Origin of the sequence: Streptomyces sp. NPDC046985, assembly GCF_040644415.1 — a bacterium.
Taxonomy (GTDB): domain Bacteria; phylum Actinomycetota; class Actinomycetes; order Streptomycetales; family Streptomycetaceae; genus Streptomyces.
The window spans coordinates 199,202-217,316 of sequence record NZ_JBEYWK010000014.1 but is presented as its reverse complement, the minus strand read 5'-3'; the positions used below and the strand labels follow the sequence as shown (position 1 = coordinate 217,316).

Below are 18,115 nucleotides of genomic sequence, written 5' to 3'. Positions count from 1 at the left end.
CAAGCTGCGGTGCTCGACCACTCGCGTCACAAGCCTCGTCCGAGCCGTCGTGACCCTGCATCTGGCCAGCTCAGACCGATGATGGAAAAGGCTCACGGTCTCCTGCGCCATAGAACGCCGCCGTCACCCTCGTCATAAAGGAGTTCCACCTGGCCGGCTACATAGAAGACCGATGGTTGAAGAGGCGCCCGAACCCGAAGACCGGCAAACGCGACCGCACCGCCATGTACGGCAAGTGCACCCGGTACCGCGTCAAGGGCATCCCCGGTGTCAAGGACCGTTCCTTCGACGCCCTCCAGGATGCCAAGACCCGGCTCGCCCAGGCCCAGACTGACGCACGCCGAGGCGAGTTCGTCGATCCCCGCGACGGGGCCATCTCCCTCAAGGACTACATCGCCATCCACTGGTGGCCCACCCAGAGCGGCGACCCGTCCACGATCGAGCGGATCGAGCAGAGGGTACGGCGGCACATCGTTCCCCATCTCGGTGCTCAGCCGCTCAACGCCATCGGCGCGGAAGTCCTGCGTCACTGGAAGAAGTGCCTGGAGAAGGACCTCGGTCCGACCTCCATCCATCTGGTCTGGGCAACGCTCTCCAGCGTCCTCCAGGCCGCCGTCGAGGATCGTCGCCTCGGACGTAACCCATGTCGGTCCAGCACGGTCGGGCCCCCCGCCCGCGACCCCCGGCAGGGTTGAGGCGTGGCCGCCTGAACGGGTCCTGGCCGTACGGGAGGCCCTGCCGGATCGCTACCGGCTCCTCCTCGTGATCGGAGCAGGTCTCGGGCTCCGCCAAGGGGAGGCGCTCGGGCTCTCAGCGGACGACATCGACTTCGAGAAGGAAGTCGTCCACGTCCGGCGGCAGATCAAGATGGTGCGGGCGAAGCTGTGTTTCGCTCTCCCCAAGGGACGCAAGGTCCGGGACGTGCCGCTGCCGTCAAGCGCGGCCTGGGCCATCCGGCAGCACAGGGAACAATTCGCGCCGGTGCCGGTCACGCTGCCCTGGGACGACCCGACTCCGGCAGAGACGCCGGTGGAAGCCAGGCACCGGCGGCCGAGGACTTACAGCCTCCTGGTGACGGGACGCGAGCGGAAGGCCATCGACCGGAACTACTTCAACTCGTACGTGTGGAAGCCCGCTCTGGCCATGGCGGGTGTGATTGCCCCGCTGGACGAGAGCAGTACCGACGGCGCTCGCGTGTGGGAGCCGTCCCGGGAGCACGGCTTCCACGCCCTGCGCCACTTCTACGCTTCCGAGGAACTGGAGGCCGGCGAATCAGTCGTCTCCCTGGCACGCTGGCTGGGGCACTCCGACCCCGGGTTCACACTGCGGAAGTACTCCCACTTCCTGCCCCGAGCTGGCGCACGAGGCAGCTCCGCCATCGACGCAATCTTCGCGTAGCTGCGGCCGTGGCCGTTCGGTAGAGCCTGTGGAGTGCGGCTCGTAGCCCGCTGCGGGGCCCAAAGTCCCAGAGAAGTCCCAGAGATGCCGCCGCACCCCTCCCTGACCCGCTAAAGAGCAGTTCAGACGGGGCGCGGCGGCACCGTCACATCAAATGTCCCGGAAGATCTCGATCTGCGCCCCGATCGAGTTCAGCCGCTCCGCGAGGTCCTCGTAACCGCGGTTGATGACGTACACGTTGCGCAGGACCGACGTGCCCTCGGCGGCCATCATGGCCAGGAGGACGACGACGGCGGGGCGCAGGGCCGGGGGGCACATCATCTCGGCGGCGCGCCAGCGGGTGGGGCCCTCGACCAGGACGCGGTGCGGGTCGAGCAACTGGAGGCGACCGCCGAGGCGGTTGAGGTCGGTCAGGTAGATCGCGCGGTTGTCGTAGACCCAGTCGTGGATCAGGGTCTTGCCCTGGGCGGTGGCCGCGATGGCGGCGAAGAACGGGACGTTGTCGATGTTCAGGCCCGGGAACGGCATCGGGTGGATCTTGTCGATCGGCGCCTCCAGCTTGGAGGGGCGCACGGTGAGGTCCACCAGGCGGGTCCGGCCGTTGTCCGCGAAGTACTCGGGCGTGCGGTCGTGGTCGAGGCCCATCTCCTCCAGCACCGCCAGCTCGATCTCCAGGAACTCGATCGGCACCCGGCGCACCGTCAGCTCCGACTCCGTGACCACCGCGGCGGCCAGCAGGCTCATCGCCTCCACCGGGTCCTCGGAGGGCGAGTAGTCCACGTCCGCGTCGATGACCGGGACGCCGTGCACGGCGAGCGTGGTGGTGCCGATGCCCTCGACCCGGACGCCCAGCGCCTCCAGGAAGAAGCACAGGTCCTGGACCATGTAGTTGGAGGAGGCGTTGCGGATGACGGTCACGCCGTTGTGGCGGGCCGCCGCCAGCAGCGCGTTCTCCGTCACGGTGTCGCCGCGCTCGGTCAGCACGATCGGGCGTTCGGGGCGGATGGAGCGGTTCACGGCGGCGTGGTACTGCCCCTCGGTGGCCGCCACCTCCAGGCCGAACCGGCGCAGCGCGATCATGTGCGGCTCGATCGTGCGCGTGCCGAGGTCGCAGCCGCCCGCGTAGGGCAGCCGGAAGCGGTCCATGCGGTGCAGCAGCGGGCCGAGGAACATGATGATCGAGCGGGTGCGGACGGCCGCCTCCGCGTCGATGGTATCCAGGTCGAGGTCGGCCGGCGGCACGATCTCCAGGTCCACCCCGTCGTTGATCCACCGGGTGCGGACGCCGATCGAGTTCAGCACCTCCAGGAGGCGGTACACCTCCTCGATCCGGGCCACCCGGCGCAGCAATGTGCGCCCCCGGTTGAGCAGCGACGCGCACAGCAGCGCCACGCACGCGTTCTTGCTCGTCTTGACGTCGATGGCCCCGGACAGCCGACGGCCGCCGACGACCCGCAGGTGCATCGGGCCCGCGTAGCCGAGCGACACGATCTCGCTGTCCAGGGCTTCACCGATTCGGGCGATCATCTCAAGGCTGATGTTCTGGTTGCCGCGTTCGACGCGATTGACGGCGCTCTGACTGGTGCCCAGCGCCTCGGCGAGCTGTGCCTGCGTCCAGCCACGGTGCTGCCGGGCGTCACGGATGAGCTTGCCGATGCGTACGAGGTAGTCGTCTGCCATGGGGACGAGGCTATCTCAGATATGAGATGGCACCTCCTGGGGGGTCCGTTGGAGTGACATGGCGTCAGTCGTGCTTGCTCGTGTGCGTCCGGCGCCACCCGAACGGCCCGGGGAGGTCCATCGACGTCGTACGGCGCCCGGTGCTGCTGTGGGTGTGCCGCGGCCCGTGCTTGCCGCCGGTCGTGATCGACCAGGAGTGCTTGTTGATGTTCAACTGGACTCCCGGCAGGATCCGGAAGCTCTTGCGAAACGTGAGGGGCATGCCGTGCCGCTCCTTCTGCGTGCGGTGGCGCGTGCCGCGCCGGTCGTAAGGTCTCCTTCGCATACCCCGAACCCGCCTGCTGATGAGCCTGCGTAGAGGGGGAGTTGGGGGGCAGGCCCCGTTCTCCGGGGGCGGCGGTGTCGCCGGGCGCCGCCGCCGAAGGGCGCCGGGTGGTGATCGTGACGGCGACGGACGGGGCGGTGGGCCCGGTTCCGCCGGGCGGCGCGCCTCGGTTGGCCGAACTGCGGGCCGCCGCCCTCGGGGCCGCCAGGGCAGTGCGCCTGGGATGCGCGGACAGCGGCAGCGGCCCCGTCCTGCCGCCCGACCCGCCCGACCCGCCCGACCCGCCCGGACGGTCCGGGTCGACGTCCGCGCGTCCGCGCGCCAGAAGCAGGCGCCCCTGGCCGCTCATCGGTCGCAGGTGACCGGCGCCGGACGGCTGGCGCCGGTGCTGCGGGCGCCGATCCGCCTGCCCGCGCCCCTCTTCGGGCTGCTGCTGGGCCGCGAGTGGTTCATCGCCGCGCGCGGCACGGCGGCAGCGGCGCCGCCGGACCTCTTCTCCTCCGTCGGCCGCGCGACGACGCGGCGAGGCGCCGTGCCGGGCGTCGCGAGCCGGTGAGCCTTCCTGGCCACAGCACCGGCCAGCCGGTTCTCTGACGTCCCCCGAGGGGCTCCGTACCGCCCCCGAGGACCCGCAGCGCAAGGGTCGGCCCGGGTCCGGGCATGACCATCGCGCCCCTATGTACTAGAGTTATCTCGACATCGAGATATCTGCCGAGGAGCACCACAGCCGCCCCCCTGGATAAGGGTTACCTAACTTAGCCTTACCTTAGCGGATCGGCCTCATCGCCGTGGCGGCAGGATCGTGGTAGTACGCGCACATCAATGAAGGAGACTGTCGTGTCGGCGAACAGCTTCGACGCCCGCAGCACGCTGCAGGTGGGCGACGAGTCGTACGAGATCTTCCGGCTTGACAAGGTCGAGGGCTCGGCCCGACTGCCTTACAGCCTGAAGGTCCTGCTGGAGAACCTGCTCCGCACCGAGGACGGCGCGAACATCACCGCCGACCACATCCGCGCCCTCGGCGGCTGGGACTCCCAGGCCCGGCCGTCGCAGGAGATCCAGTTCACGCCGGCCCGCGTGATCATGCAGGACTTCACCGGCGTCCCCTGCGTCGTGGACCTCGCCACCATGCGCGAGGCCGTGAAGGAGCTGGGCGGCGACCCGGCGAAGATCAACCCGCTGGCGCCGGCCGAGCTGGTCATCGACCACTCCGTCATCGCCGACAAGTTCGGCACCGCCGACGCCTTCAAGCAGAACGTCGACCTGGAGTACGGCCGCAACAAGGAGCGCTACCAGTTCCTGCGCTGGGGCCAGACCGCCTTCGACGAGTTCAAGGTCGTCCCGCCGGGCACCGGCATCGTGCACCAGGTGAACATCGAGCACCTCGCCCGCGTGGTCATGGTGCGCGACGGCAAGGCGTACCCGGACACCCTGGTCGGCACCGACTCGCACACCACCATGGTCAACGGCCTCGGCGTGCTCGGCTGGGGCGTCGGCGGCATCGAGGCCGAGGCCGCCATGCTCGGCCAGCCGGTCTCCATGCTGATCCCGCGCGTCGTCGGCTTCAAGCTCACCGGCGAGCTGCGGCCCGGCACCACCGCCACGGACCTCGTGCTCACCATCACCGAGATGCTGCGCAAGCACGGCGTGGTCGGCAAGTTCGTCGAGTTCTACGGCGAGGGCGTCGCGGCCACCAGCCTGGCCAACCGCGCCACCATCGGCAACATGTCGCCGGAGTTCGGCTCCACCGCCGCGATCTTCCCGATCGACGACGAGACCCTCAACTACCTGCGCCTGACCGGCCGTTCCGGCCAGCAGGTGGCCCTCGTCGAGGCGTACGCCAAGGAGCAGGGCCTCTGGCTCGACCCGAAGACCGAGCCCGACTTCTCCGAGAAGCTGGAGCTGGACCTCTCCACGGTCGTCCCCTCCATCGCCGGACCCAAGCGCCCCCAGGACCGCATCGTCCTGGCCGAGGCGGCCCAGCAGTTCGCGCTCGACGTGCTCAACTACGTCGACGTGGTCGACGAGGCGGGCAAGGAGTCCTTCCCGGCCTCCGACTCCCCGGCGGTCGCCCCCAACGGCACCCCGTCGAACCCGATCACCGTCACCGCCCCCGACGGCACGAGCTACGAGCTGGACCACGGCGCGGTGACGGTCGCGGCCATCACCTCCTGCACCAACACCTCCAACCCGTACGTCATGATCGGCGCCGCCCTGGTCGCCAAGAAGGCGGTCGAGAAGGGCCTCGCCCGCAAGCCGTGGGTCAAGAGCACCCTCGCCCCGGGTTCGAAGGTCGTCACCGACTACTTCGAGCGGGCCGGCCTCACGCCGTACCTGGACAAGCTCGGCTTCAACCTCGTCGGTTACGGCTGCACCACCTGCATCGGCAACTCCGGCCCGCTGCCGGAGGAGGTCTCCAAGGCCGTCAACGACCACGACCTCGCCGTCACCTCGGTGCTCTCCGGCAACCGCAACTTCGAGGGCCGGATCAACCCCGACGTCAAGATGAACTACCTGGCCTCCCCGCCGCTGGTGGTCGCCTACGCCATCGCGGGCTCCATGAAGGTGGACATCACCCGGGACGCCCTCGGCGCGGACCAGGACGGCAACCCGGTCTACCTGAAGGACATCTGGCCCTCCGAGGCCGAGGTCAACGAGGTCGTCGCGAGCGCCATCGGCGAGGACATGTTCGCCACGTCCTACAGCGACGTCTTCGCGGGCGACGCCCAGTGGCAGTCGCTGCCGGTGCCGACCGGGAACACCTTCGAGTGGGACGCCGAGTCCACCTACGTCCGCAAGCCCCCGTACTTCGAGGGCATGGGCATGGAGCCGACGCCGGTCGAGGACATCGCCGGCGCCCGGGTGCTCGCCAAGCTGGGCGACTCGGTCACCACCGACCACATCTCCCCGGCCGGCGCCATCAAGGCCGACACTCCGGCCGGCCAGTACCTCACCGGACACGGCGTGGAGCGCCGCGACTTCAACTCCTACGGCTCGCGCCGAGGCAACCACGAGGTCATGATCCGCGGCACGTTCGCCAACATCCGCCTGCGCAACCAGATCGCGCCGGGCACCGAGGGCGGCTACACCCGCGACTTCACGCGCGCCGACGGGCCGGTCTCCTTCATCTACGACGCCTCGCGCAACTACATCGAGCAGGGCGTCCCGCTCGTCGTCCTCGCGGGCAAGGAGTACGGCTCCGGCTCGTCCCGCGACTGGGCGGCCAAGGGCACCGCGCTGCTCGGCGTCAAGGCCGTCATCGCCGAGTCCTACGAGCGCATCCACCGCTCGAACCTGATCGGCATGGGCGTCCTGCCGCTCCAGTTCCCGGAGGGCCAGACCGCCGCGACCCTCGGCCTGACCGGCGAGGAGACCTTCTCCTTCTCCGGCGTGACCGAGCTGAACGACGGCGCCGTCCCGCGCACGGTGAAGGTCACCACCGACACCGGCCTGGACTTCGACGCGGTCGTCCGCATCGACACCCCCGGCGAGGCGGACTACTACCGCAACGGCGGCATCATGCAGTACGTGCTGCGCCAACTTGTCGGTTCTTGACCTGATGTGAACGAGCGTCCTGCCCCTGCATCTCGCGCGGGGGCAGGGCGCTCGCATGCGAGGGGGCGCGGGCGGTGTGGCGCAGGGCGGCGGCGATGTTGGTGTGGTCCTGGCGGTGGACGCCGATGGCGGGGTTGCGCAGGCCGGCCATGATGCTTGGGAGGCGGCCGACATAGATCTCGGAGTCGTCCTCGCGGAAGGTGCGGTCGCGGACGTGGTGCAGAAGATTTTCGGACATCCCTTAGCCGCCCCTAATCCGTGGCTTCCGGGTGCCGGAGGCTTGCGTAGACCAGCCACACCTTTCGGTTTTCTTCGTCGACTAAGGGCTGTCCCGTTAGTGATCTTCGAGTCGTCTCGGGCATGGCGGGCTGCCGTTCGGCCCGCTGTCTATTCGGCGAGGGCGAGGTTGTGCATCCGGGCGATGCCGAGCATGGCGTGGTGGACTCCGTCTCCTTTGAGGCGGCAGTCGCGGAGGATCTTCCACGTCTTCATGCGGGCGAAGACGTGCTCGACGCGGGCGCGGACCTTCTTGTGTGACTTGTTGTGTTCCTCTTTCCAGGCCGGGAGTTCGGCCTGGCCGCGCTCTCGGCGGTGCGGAATGACGAGTCCGGTGCCCGGGTAGCCGCCGTCGGCGATCGTGACGGTGTCGCCCACGGCAGCCTTGGTACCGGATTCCTCCCACGCCCTGCAGTCGTTGCGGTTCCCGGCGAGAGGCCGGCCGACCACGACGACCAGGCGGGTGTCCGCGTCGATGACGACCTGGTGGTTGGTGGAGTACCGGTAGTTCTTCGACTTCTCGGCGATGGTGTGGTCGCGGGTGGGGACCAGGGTGCCGTCCACGATGAGCACAGTGTCCTTGGCGAACCGCTTGCGGGGCTGGAGAGCGAGCATCGGCCCGAGGTGGTCGATGATCCGGTCCGCCGCCGACTTGGACACCCCGAACAGTGGGGCGAGCTGCCGCATGGTCAGGTTCGTGCGCCAGTACGCCGCGACCAGCAGGGCCCGGTCCTCCAGCGGCAGCGACCAAGGCCGGCCCTTGCGGACCGCGTCCGCACCCTCGCGCCGCAGAACCGTCACCAGCTTCCCGAAGGCACGCGGGCTCAGCCCGGTGAACGGGGCTATCCAGGACGGCTCCGACGCCGTGATCACACCAGCCACATCAAGATCATCCCATCCGCGACCAGCACTTACGGGACAGCCCTTAGGTACCAGAGTCGGCCGCCGCCGGTGACCTCGATCTGCCACTGCGGAAGCTGCTTGCCGTAACTGCAGATCCTCTCCGACAGGAGACCGCCTGCGGCGGTCAGCCGAAGTGGAAGCCGGTGTAAAACCAGGAGACGTCAGGGCTGGTCACGTCGCCGTCCCCTGGGAAAAGCATGAGCCCCACCGTGTCTCCCTTCGCTTGCCTGGTGCACGGGATCAGTCGCAGGTCGAGGCGTGGGCAACTGAAATGATCTGCCGCATGGCTGGTGTGATCACGGCGTCGGAGACTTTCTGGATAGCCCTGTTCACCGGGCTGAGCCCGCGCCAGTTCAACAAGCTGATTACCGCGCTGCGGCGCGAGGGTGCTGACCCGGTCCGTAAGGGCCGGCAGTGGTCGTTGCCCTTGGAGGGTCGGGTTCTGCTGGTCGCCGCGTACTGGCGCACGAACCTCACCCTGCGGCAATTGGCGCTCTTGTTCGGGGCGTCGAAGTCGGCCGCGGACCGGATCATCGACCACTTCGGTCCCCTGCTCGCGCTCCATCCCCGGCAGCGGTTCCGCGAGGGCACCGTGCTGATCGTGGACGGCACCCTGGTTCCCACCCGTGACCACACTATCGCCGAGCAGTCAAAGAACTACCGGTACTCCACCAACCACCAGGTCGTCATCGGTGCCGACACCCGGCTCGTCGTCGCTGTCGGCCGACCGTGCACCGGCAACCGCAACGACTGCAAGGCATGGGAGCTCTCCAGAGCGAAGGGCGCGGTCGGCCGCACCACGGTGATCGCGGACGGCGGCTACCGCGGCACCGGCCTGGTCATCCCGCACCGCCGCGAACCCGGCCGGGCCGACCTCCCGGACTGGAAAGAAAAGCACAACGCCTCGCACCGCAAGGTCCGAGCCCCCGCGTCGAGCACGCCTTCGCCCGCATGAAGACCTGGAAGATCCTCCGCGACTGCCGCCTCAAAGGCGACGGCGTCCACCACGCCATGCTCGGCATCGCCCGCCCGCACAACCTCACCCTCGCCGGATGACCGGGAAACGACGCTGGTCAACTGGCATGCCGTGGACCATTACGGGACAACGCCCAGCCGACGTCCTACTGACCTTGAATGCGTGATGTCGTCATGATGGCTGGCGTCGGAGGCGGTGCCGGTGAGGCGGCCGTCGAGGACGTCGGGGCGGTACTGGAGCTGGCGTAGGCCGCGTCGGACTGCGCTGATCGCGTCGTCGGGGTCGGCGAAGGCACGGTTGGCTAGTGGTGCGTCGCAGGACGGACCAGATGCCTTCGACCGGATTGAGGTCGGGTGCGTAGGGCGGCAGTCGGTAGACGGTGAGCCAGTCGCGGTCGGCGATGTAGCGGCGCATCCCGGCCGGCTGGTGGGTGTTGAGATTGCCCCAGACCAGCACGATCGGGCCGCCGAGCTGCTGGTGCGCGCTCTGGATCAGGTCGCGGTAGTCCTTCCGGGAGAAGCTCTTGCGCCCGTCGGGCCGGGTGCCTGGGCGGGGCGGCCGGTAGATCAGCCGTGAGGATTTGCCGGTCTTGTAGCAGGCCAGGGCGGCCACCGATAAGCGGCGGCGGGAGCGGCCCCGCACGCGGATCACCGGGGCGTGGCCGCGGTGGGACCAGTTGCGGGTGGTCGGCGGCGTCATCGAGAATCCGGCCTCGTCCTCGAAGGCGAGCCAGGCGTCGAGCGCCGCCATGGTTCTTCCACGCTCGGCCAGGTCTCCTTCGCCCAGCCGGTCACCCCGGTCTCGTCCCGCTCGATCGTCCGCCGGGCGGGGACCTGGCAGCTCCAGCGGTGCCGCTTGAGCAGGGTGGCCACCCCTTGCACGGTGCAGCTCTTGTGGGAGCGGCGTCCGGTCAGCGTCTTGATCCACGACAGGGTCCAGTCTGGTCCGCCCAGCCGTGCGCCACCGGTCCCTTGGCCAGTTCCTGCTCCAGCACGGCGAACAGTTCGTCACTGAGCAGCGGCAACGAGGCCGGTCCTCTGGAGGTCAGGGCTCTCGGCCCGCCCTGGAACCAGGCATTGCGCCAGCGCTGTACCGACCGGACGCTGCCCCGCAGGTCGTGCGCGACCGCGGTCTCATCACCCTGGACGAACCGCTCGGCCGCCTCCATCCTCACCTTCTCCCGGAAGGCCCGCCGCTCGTCGGTCAGCCCGCCCCCTTGCGCATACCTCCTGCAATCGGCATACCGCAGGGATCAAGGACCGTCAGCCCCTCCGACACCACGCTTTGAAGGTCAGTAACTACACAGGAATGCGGCCTGGCTTGTGAGACCAGCCTCTCCTTGACCACCTGTCATTCGACGGCCAATCTGGTCGCCTCAGCTCCTCCTGCCAGGCTGGGTAGCTGGGCTGGATGTCGCACGCCAGGTGACGGACATCACATCACCTTGCCGTTCGCGTCACTCCCCTTATGCCTATGTGTCGCATTTACCTTTTTCTTACCTGAGATACCTTCACATGACCATCACGGGTGTGATGTATGCATGAAGTGAAGGAACCGGAGAATCAAGATGGTTCGCAAGCCTGCGTCAGACAGACGCAGACTCCTATGGTCGCGAGAGAGCGCTCGCTGGATAGCCGGAGGTCTCTCACTGGCCTTGGCTGTGACCGTGCTCGACGGTGCGTATCTCGCAACCGCCGTCGAGCCTCAGGCGCTGAACGCGCCGCACAAGGCGGCGGCGCCGACTCAGGCCGCAGACATCCCGTCAGCACGCGTGGCCGCCCGTCTGTCCGGTAAGAGAGTCGAGGCGCTCTCCGAGCGTACGGAGACCTCTATCACGTGGGTGAACAAGGACGGTTCGCTCACGACCGAACTCACCGCTGGACCGGTCCGGTTCAGGGACAAGGTCACAGGGAACTGGCGTGATGTCGCCCTCGACCTGGTCCAGACGGGCGACGGCACTGTTGAGCCCAAGGGACACCCGCGCGGACTGAAACTGGCTGGTGAAACTGGCAAGCCTGCGGCCTCCCTGTCGACCGCCCGCGGCGCCCAGCCCACCGACCTGGTGACGCTCGGAGACGGAGATCAGCAGATCACCCTCCAGTGGAAGGGCGGGCTGCCCAAGCCGAAGCTCGACGGGACGCGGGCCGAGTACGTCAATGCCGTACCCGGCGCCGACGTAGTCGTTGAGGCCACGCGTACCGGTTTCGAGCAGTACGTCGAGATCAAGCAGCGCCCCGGCTCGGGCGGCTACTCATACACCCTGCCTCTGAAGGCCAAGGGCCTGAAGACGAAGCAGTTGGCCGACGGCAGCGTGTTGTTCACCGACAGAAAGAACACCAAGCGGGCTGTGATGCCCGCACCGGTGATGTGGGACGCGTCTGTCGACAAGCGGTCCGGTGAGCACACCCGCAAGGCCAAGGTGGGTCTGAAGGTGGTGCAGAAGGGCTCATCCGTCGACCTCGTAGTCACTCCTGACGCCCAGTTCCTGGCCGACCCGGACACTGTGTTCCCCGTCACGGTCGACCCGTCCACCTCGTCGCTGTCCAACGTCTTCGACACCTATGTGCAGCAGGGTGAAACGGTCGACTGGTCGGCGGACACCGAGCTTGACCTGGGCAACCCGGGCACCAAGAACGCGGACGGAACGCCGCGCATCGCCCGGTCCTTCATCTCCTGGAACACCACACCGATCCAGGACGCCCTGGTTCTGAACGCCAAGTTGTCGCTGTGGAACTTCCACTCGAGCAACACCGACTGCAAGCTCTACCCGTGGGAAGTTTGGTCCACTGGCGCTGCCTCGACGTCGTCGCGCTGGACTGCGCAGCCCTCGTGGATCGCGAAGAAGGCGACCTCGACGGAGACCCGTGGCAACGCCGGGTGCTCCACCCAGCCGGACGGCTGGATCAACGCCGATGTGACGACGTTGGTGCAGGAGTGGGCGTCGGCCAAGGCCACGCGCAGTCACCTGGGTCTGCGGGCCTCCGACGAGGCCGCGGCTGCCCAGTGGAAGCGCGTGAACTCTGCCAACGCCGCCTCCTACCCGCCCAACCTGGTCGTGAACTACAACTACCGGCCGCGCACCGGCACCAAGCAGGAGGCCGGTCCGCCGTACTTCTCCTACAGCGGCGCGTACGTCGTCAACACCACCACGCCGACATTGCGGGACACGTTCGCGGACCCGGACAACGACAAGGTCCAGGGCTTCTTCCAGATCGCCGACAACGCCACTGGCACCCAGGTCGGCTCCAACCTCTCTTCGTCGTTCGTACCGGCCGGACAGCCGGCCTCGGTGACCGTCCCTGCCGGGTTGCTGACCAACGGCAGGACGTACAAGTTCCGCACCACCTCCTACGACGGCACGCACTACAACCTCGGCTGGTCGGCGTGGAAGACGTTCACCGTCGACACCACCGCTCCTTCCGCCCCCGCGAACGTCACCTCTACCGGCTACCCGACGACTGCCTGGGTCAAGGGAGTCGGGCAGGCGGGCATTTTCACCATCACCCCGCCCGCCGGAACCGACCACAACTGGCTGGAGTGGTCCCTGGACGGCGTGACCTGGACGAAGGTCGCGACCGGCGGCTCCAGTGCCGACAAGGCAGTGTCCATCACTCCGCCCAAGAACGGCACTCATACTCTCCAGGTGCGGTCCGTCGACAAGGCGGACAACAAGTCCGAGGCGATCGAGTACACCTTCCACGCCGGTCCCGGTGGCTTCGTGCAGCCCGCTGACGGTGAGCGCACCGCCCGCCGTCTGGCGCTGGTCGCCGAGGCCGATGCGGCCAAGTACGACAAGGTCTCCTTCTCCTGGCGTCGTTCCGAGGCGGATGCCTGGGTGACGATCCCGGCAGGGGATGTGACGCAGGCCGGCCAGCCGCTGGCGTCGTGGCCGGTTGCTCTGACCGGTGGCAAGAACGCTCAGCTCGTCTGGGACGCCACCAGTACCGTCGACCCGGACGGCAGCATCGAGATCAAGGCAGACTTCACCGGGCCGAACAGTGCGTCGGGCAGCACGGAGCCGCTCACGGTCATCGTCGACCGCAATGCGCAGGGTGCCGCACCGACCCGAGTTGGTCCGGGCGCGCTGAACCTGCTCACGGGCGACTTCACGCTCTCCGAGTCGGAGGCGTCCTACTTCGGTCTGTCTGTCTCCCGTACGTCGTCTTCGCGTCAGCCCGACTCAAGGGCGGAGGACGACGGTCAGGTCGCGATCTTCGGCAATGAGTGGTCCTCGGGCATTTCGGCGGAGACCAGCGGGTCGGACTACGCCTACGTTCGTAAGGTGTCGGACACCGCCGTCGATGTGGTGACGAACAACGACGACGTCGTGCACTTTACGGCGAACGCTGCGAAGACAAGCTGGATCGCTGAGCCCGGCGCGCAGAAGCTCACTCTTGTGGGCAGTCTGACCGGTCAATTCACGCTCACCGAGACGGATGGCTCGGTCACGGTGTTCAGCAAGCTGGACGCTGCCCTGCCGGTGTGGAACATCTCGTCGACCATGCTGGACGGCAAGAGTGACTCGACCACGACGGTGGTCTCCGAGACCGTCAGCGTCAATGGAGCCAAGCTCGCCCGGCCTAAGCGGATCGTCGCGCAGAGCTCAGCGGTGGCGTCCGCCACCTGCGCCGCCACCCCGGCGACCAAGGGCTGCCGTGTGATGGAGTTCGTCTACGCCGTCTCGACGACGGCCACGCTCGACTCCTTCGGTGACTACACGGGCCGGGTCAAGGAGATCCGCTTCTGGTCCACCGAGCCAGGGGCCTCCGCAGCGACATACAAGGCGTTGCAGCAGTATGCGTACGACAGCACCGGTCGGCTGCGGCAGGCTTGGAACCCGCAGATCTCGCCCGCTCTGAAGACGACCTACGACTACGACAGCACCGGCCGCGTCATCAAGTACAACGCGCCCGGCGACTTGCCGTGGACCTTCACCTACGGTAAGGCCGGTTCCGGCAGCGCAGCCGGTGACGGCATGCTCCTTGAGGCGGCACGGCCCTCGCTCAAGCAGGGCACCGCCGACGTGATCGAAGGCGAGGCCGTCACCAGCATCGTCTACGACGTTCCGCTGACGGGGACCAATGCCCCGTACGCGATGGGGGCGGCTGATGTAAAGGCATGGGGACAGATCGACGCGCCCACCGACGCCACCGCCATCTTCCCGCCCGACGCTACGCCTGCTTCGCACACGGGTGGCGATCTGACCGCTGGAACCTACCGGCGGGCATCCATCCAGTACCTGGGTGTTTCGGGTGAGGCGGTCAACTCCGTTTCTCCCGGCGGCCATGTCAGTACTAGCGAGCACGACCGCTTCGGCAATATCGTGCGCGAACTGACGCCGGGGAACCGTTCCCTGGCGCTGGGTCTCACTGCGGCAGACCGGGCCGACCAGGCGGAGTTGGGCATCGCCCAGCTCTCCGGCGCCGAGCGGGCGGAGCTGCTGTCCACGCGGCGGATCTACGATGCCGCCGGCACCCGCAAGCTGGAGGAGTTCGCCCCTCTGCACCGGCTGGAATTGACCAGCGATCTCAAGTCGGGCACCACGACCTTGGTGTCCGCCGGTACCTCTGTACTCGGCCGGTCCTGGGCCGTGAACGTGTACGACGAGGGACGCCCGACGGACGGCACGGCCACGGTCAAGGACCAGGTCACCCGCACTATCACTGGTGTCCAGGTTCGTGAGCACCCCTCGGTCCAGGGTGAGCAGCGCATCACGCAGACTGTCTACGACTGGGTGATCGGCCTGCCGGTCAAGAGCATCCAGGACCCCGACGGTCTGGCCCTGACCACCGTCACCGAGTACGACAGCCAGGGCCGCGTCCGCAAGGAGATTCCTCCGGCAGCGATGGGGACCGACGCCGCGACCCAGGTGACGACGTACTGGTCCGCAAGTGGCAGTGGCTCCTGCGCCGGCCGACCCGAGTGGGCGGATCTGCTGTGCTCCACCGGTCCGGCCGGCACGGTCACCGGGGGCGGTTCGAACCCGGCGGAACTGGTCACCTCCACCACTGAATACAACTGGTGGGGCGGCACGGCCAAGGTCACGGAAACGGCCAACGGCGTAACGCGCACCACCACCACGAGCTACGACGGTGGCGGCCGGCCGGTCAAGTCGACGGTCACTGGCGGACTCGGCGCTGCGCTCCCGGAGGTCACGACGGAGTACAGCCAGGACAGCGGCCGTCCTGTCAAGACGGTGTCGACCACGGGTGGCACGATCACGCGTGTCTTCGACAAGCTGGGACGCCAGATCTCGTACACCGACGCCGACGGCGGCGTGACTACGGTGGAGTTCGACAAGCTGGACCGCCCGGTCAAGGTGGCCGACTCCGTTCCCTCGACGACCACCTACACCTATGACGACGCTGCCGAACCCCGCGGTCTCGCAACCTCCTTCACGGACTCCGTCGCAGGCGTGTTCCGCACGTCGTACGACGCCGACGGATCCGTTGTCCGCGAGACCTTGCCGGGGGGTTTCTCCCTGAACCAGGAGAAGGACCCGACGGGCTCGGCTGTCTCGCGTGTCTACACGAGGGACAGCGACGGCACCGTCGTCTACTCGAACCGGACCACGGAATCGGTGCACGGACAGGTGACCAGCCAGGCCGGCTGGTCCGAGCAGTCCTACACTTACGACGCGCCGGGCCGTCTCACGAGTGTCGACGACACCGCCGACACCGTCTGCACACGGCGGGTCTACGGGTTCGACAAGCGAAGCAACAGGACCACGCTGACCACCGCCGTCGCAGCACCCGGACTGGACTGCACAAGCACCGGAGGCACCGCCCGGACAACCGCCTACGACAGCGCGGACCGCGTCGTCGGCACCGGCTGGACCTACGACGCGCTCGGCCGCGCGACGTCCGTCCCCGGCCACGGCACGCTCGGCTACTACGCCAACAACCTGGCTTACCAGCAGACGGCGAACGGCCAGCGCCAGACCTGGCAACTGGACGCCGACCTGAGGTTCCGGTCGTGGAAGGTGGAGAAGGGCAGCGGCACGTCCTGGACCCAGACGGCGTCCAAGGTCAACCACTACGACAGTGACGACGACACCCCGCGCTGGATCGTCGAGGACACGTCCACCGGAGCGGTGACCCGCAACATCCAGGTCGCCACCGGCGGTCTGGCGGCGACCACGGGCGCGTCCGGCGACACTGTTCTGCAGCTGACGGACCTTCACGGGGATGTCGCGCTGCAGCTTCCACTGGACGCCAGCGCGGCCCCGGTGGTGCTGGACAACGACGAGTACGGCAATCCACGGGGCGGACAGTCCGCCACGCGGTACGGCTGGCTCGGCGAGAAGCAGCGGTCGACGGAGACCCTCACCGGTCTCACGCTGATGGGCGTGCGCCTCTACGATCCGGCTGGAGGACGCTTCCTGCAGCCTGACCCGATTCCGGGCGGTTCCGCCAACGCGTACGACTACTCCAACGCGGACCCGTGCAACTCGACCGACACCGACGGCATGAGCCCCAAGTGCGGCAAGCGCCGCATCAAGAACGGCTACGGCATGCGTATCATCGTCAGCCGACGTGGCGGCGGTGTCGCGAAGAACGGTTACCGTTACATGGGCTACTACATCAACGTCCAGGTCACGGGCTTCGCAAATCGCTATCTCGCGTTCTATAACGCCACCTACGCGGAGACGTGGGGAACGCCTCCGGGCAAGCGCGGCAAGATGCGCAAGCTCCAGTCAAAGGGCAGTTGGATGAATCTGGGTAAGCTGGGCTGGGCCGTCCACTACAACATCCAGGTGAAGCCGGGCACCCGCATCTGGACCTACGGAGCGGTCTTCGTCTCCGGCTGGAACGGATATGCGGCCGACATGTCCTACTCCTGCACGGCTGCGAGCTGACGAAATACGAGGGCGGCTAACCCGGACCATGTGAGCCAGCCGTCCATCAGCTCAACCTCGTAGAACCGGTGTGGCGCGCCTATTCGGCGCGCCGCACCGGCACCGCCCTGAACGGCACGGAGAAAGCCGAAAACACGAGAAAGTGCATGATCATGACACAAGCCATGGCTGACATCGCCAGATCTGCCCTTCAGCAGGGGCGCGCGGTCATCTCCGACGAAACGGCCAAGCGGCCGGCAACTATCCTCTGTTGCTCTCCAGTTGTCGCCGATGTCTGGATCAGCGGACGGCTCGGCTTCGTTCTTCTCCTGCACCGGAGGCATGACGGTCTCGTGGGCGAAGAGCTGTACTACTCCCTACGCAGCGAGGACGGCGTTTGGGACCGACCCGACCACCTCAGTGGCAGCATCGTCGGGTGGGACACCCCCGCTGTCGAAGACGCACTCGCCGGGGCGTCGATGTCCGTGGTCGCCGACTCCGAGTCCCTGATCTACACCGGACGCGCCCCGAACGCTGATGACGGCGAGCGGGTCAAGATCTATGAATTGCTGATTAGCAGCAACGCCGAACTCATCGAGATCGAGTGCTTCTCGCCTGCCTCTCCTACTCCGGCATTCATCAGCCGAGAGGTGACAGGCCCCTTGATGCTTCTCGTCCTGCTGCCCGGTGAACGCATGCGCGTCCACACGGCGCGCCGAGAAAAGTCGTCGCTGAGACGACTTGGTGGCGTACTGGACCTGCACAACGTGGAGCAGTGACGTTGGGCCGCACGAGGACGTTGCCTTTCCCGGATTTTAAGACGCCCCAGGCAGATGGCCTGGGGCGTCGGCGTTCCCGCGTCAGGCGGACTGGGCTCGCACTGCTGGACGAGTCGATGCAGCAGGTGCGTGGCTGTGCCCGCCTTGTGCGCACCAGGGCTTGAGGCGCCCAAGGACTGACTGGGCGGCTATCGGCGGAGATGCTACTGACCTTGAATGCGTGACTGCTCGACACGGCGGAGAAGCAGTACGTGCTGCGCAACCTGATCCGCAAGCAGACGGCAGCCGGGTCCGCGAGGAGGCGGCAGCCTGATCCGCACGCGGGCGACAGCCGGGTCCGGAGGCAGGCGACAGCCGGGCCGTGCAGAACGCGGGCCGCGTCCCCC

10 protein-coding genes and 4 pseudogenes are annotated in these 18,115 nt (G+C 67.7%); 8 read left to right on the top strand and 6 right to left on the bottom strand.

Going from position 1 to position 18,115, the window contains the following annotated elements; genetic code table 11:
- The 3 genes and pseudogenes from ABZ861_RS19925 to ABZ861_RS19915 all read left to right on the top strand — a co-directional run.
- Nucleotides 1-82 (top strand): annotated as a pseudogene (locus tag ABZ861_RS19925) (IS5/IS1182 family transposase); the annotation flags it as partial.
- Between the two features lie 94 nt (nt 83-176).
- Entirely contained in the window at nt 177-695 is a 519-nt protein-coding gene (locus ABZ861_RS19920) for a hypothetical protein (RefSeq protein WP_361631815.1), read from the top strand.
- Between the two features lie 67 nt (nt 696-762).
- Nucleotides 763-1,398: an integrase gene (locus ABZ861_RS19915; protein ID WP_361631813.1), complete on the top strand. Its 636-nt coding sequence runs from the start codon at nt 763-765 to the stop codon at nt 1,396-1,398.
- A 150-nt stretch (nt 1,399-1,548) separates the two neighbouring features.
- Here the strand turns inward: ABZ861_RS19915 and ABZ861_RS19910 are convergent, their stop codons facing one another.
- Together ABZ861_RS19910 and ABZ861_RS19905 are read right to left on the bottom strand one after the other, a co-directional pair.
- Complete coding sequence (locus ABZ861_RS19910; protein WP_361631811.1) at nt 1,549-3,078, bottom strand: UDP-N-acetylglucosamine 1-carboxyvinyltransferase; 1,530 nt, start codon at nt 3,076-3,078, stop codon at nt 1,549-1,551.
- A gap of 64 nt (nt 3,079-3,142) precedes the next feature.
- Nucleotides 3,143-3,340: a DUF4236 domain-containing protein gene (locus tag ABZ861_RS19905; protein ID WP_361631809.1), complete on the bottom strand. Its 198-nt coding sequence runs from the start codon at nt 3,338-3,340 to the stop codon at nt 3,143-3,145.
- A gap of 421 nt (nt 3,341-3,761) precedes the next feature.
- Between ABZ861_RS19905 and ABZ861_RS19900 the strand changes: the two genes are divergently transcribed.
- Both ABZ861_RS19900 and acnA read left to right on the top strand, forming a co-directional pair.
- A complete protein-coding gene (locus ABZ861_RS19900; RefSeq protein ID WP_361631807.1) occupies nt 3,762-3,959 on the top strand; it encodes a hypothetical protein in 198 nt (65 codons plus the stop codon).
- 281 nt (nt 3,960-4,240) lie between these two features.
- The gene (gene acnA, locus ABZ861_RS19895; protein WP_361631805.1) at nt 4,241-6,958 is read left to right on the top strand and encodes an aconitate hydratase AcnA; all 2,718 of its coding nucleotides are present in this window, start codon (nt 4,241-4,243) and stop codon (nt 6,956-6,958) included.
- Here the strand turns inward: acnA and ABZ861_RS19890 are convergent.
- Both ABZ861_RS19890 and ABZ861_RS19885 read right to left on the bottom strand, forming a co-directional pair.
- Complete coding sequence (locus tag ABZ861_RS19890; protein ID WP_361631803.1) at nt 6,921-7,196, bottom strand: hypothetical protein; 276 nt, start codon at nt 7,194-7,196, stop codon at nt 6,921-6,923. The two genes, acnA and ABZ861_RS19890, sit on opposite strands and share 38 nt — an antisense overlap.
- A gap of 149 nt (nt 7,197-7,345) precedes the next feature.
- Nucleotides 7,346-8,116, bottom strand: coding sequence for a transposase (locus tag ABZ861_RS19885; RefSeq protein ID WP_361631801.1), 771 nt, complete (start codon nt 8,114-8,116; stop codon nt 7,346-7,348).
- Between the two features lie 304 nt (nt 8,117-8,420).
- Here ABZ861_RS19885 and ABZ861_RS19880 point away from each other — a divergent pair.
- Nucleotides 8,421-9,193: pseudogene (locus ABZ861_RS19880) on the top strand (transposase).
- A gap of 39 nt (nt 9,194-9,232) precedes the next feature.
- Here the strand turns inward: ABZ861_RS19880 and ABZ861_RS19875 are convergent.
- Both ABZ861_RS19875 and ABZ861_RS19870 read right to left on the bottom strand, forming a co-directional pair.
- Nucleotides 9,233-9,812 (bottom strand): annotated as a pseudogene (locus ABZ861_RS19875) (transposase).
- Nucleotides 9,809-10,281, bottom strand: a pseudogene (locus ABZ861_RS19870) (winged helix-turn-helix domain-containing protein). The pseudogenes ABZ861_RS19875 and ABZ861_RS19870 overlap by 4 nt, the downstream one beginning before the upstream one ends.
- A gap of 486 nt (nt 10,282-10,767) precedes the next feature.
- Between ABZ861_RS19870 and ABZ861_RS19865 the strand changes: the two are divergent.
- Both ABZ861_RS19865 and ABZ861_RS19860 read left to right on the top strand, forming a co-directional pair.
- On the top strand, nt 10,768-16,971 hold the full coding sequence (locus tag ABZ861_RS19865) for a DNRLRE domain-containing protein (RefSeq protein ID WP_361631799.1): 6,204 nt from the start codon (nt 10,768-10,770) through the stop codon (nt 16,969-16,971).
- Between the two features lie 68 nt (nt 16,972-17,039).
- Nucleotides 17,040-17,729 carry a hypothetical protein gene (locus ABZ861_RS19860; protein WP_361631797.1) on the top strand — a complete coding sequence of 230 codons (690 nt, stop codon included), beginning with the start codon at nt 17,040-17,042 and terminating at the stop codon, nt 17,727-17,729.
- Nucleotides 17,730-18,115: the final 386 nt, after the last annotated feature.

What these genes read in the sequence shown, in the direction of transcription:
- ABZ861_RS19890 (WP_361631803.1), bottom strand. Translation starts at nt 7,196, where the DNA reads ATGTCCGAAAATCTTCTGCACCACGTCCGCGACCGCACCTTCCGCGAG.
- ABZ861_RS19910 (WP_361631811.1), bottom strand. Translation starts at nt 3,078, where the DNA reads ATGGCAGACGACTACCTCGTACGCATCGGCAAGCTCATCCGTGACGCC.
- ABZ861_RS19905 (WP_361631809.1), bottom strand. Translation starts at nt 3,340, where the DNA reads ATGCCCCTCACGTTTCGCAAGAGCTTCCGGATCCTGCCGGGAGTCCAG.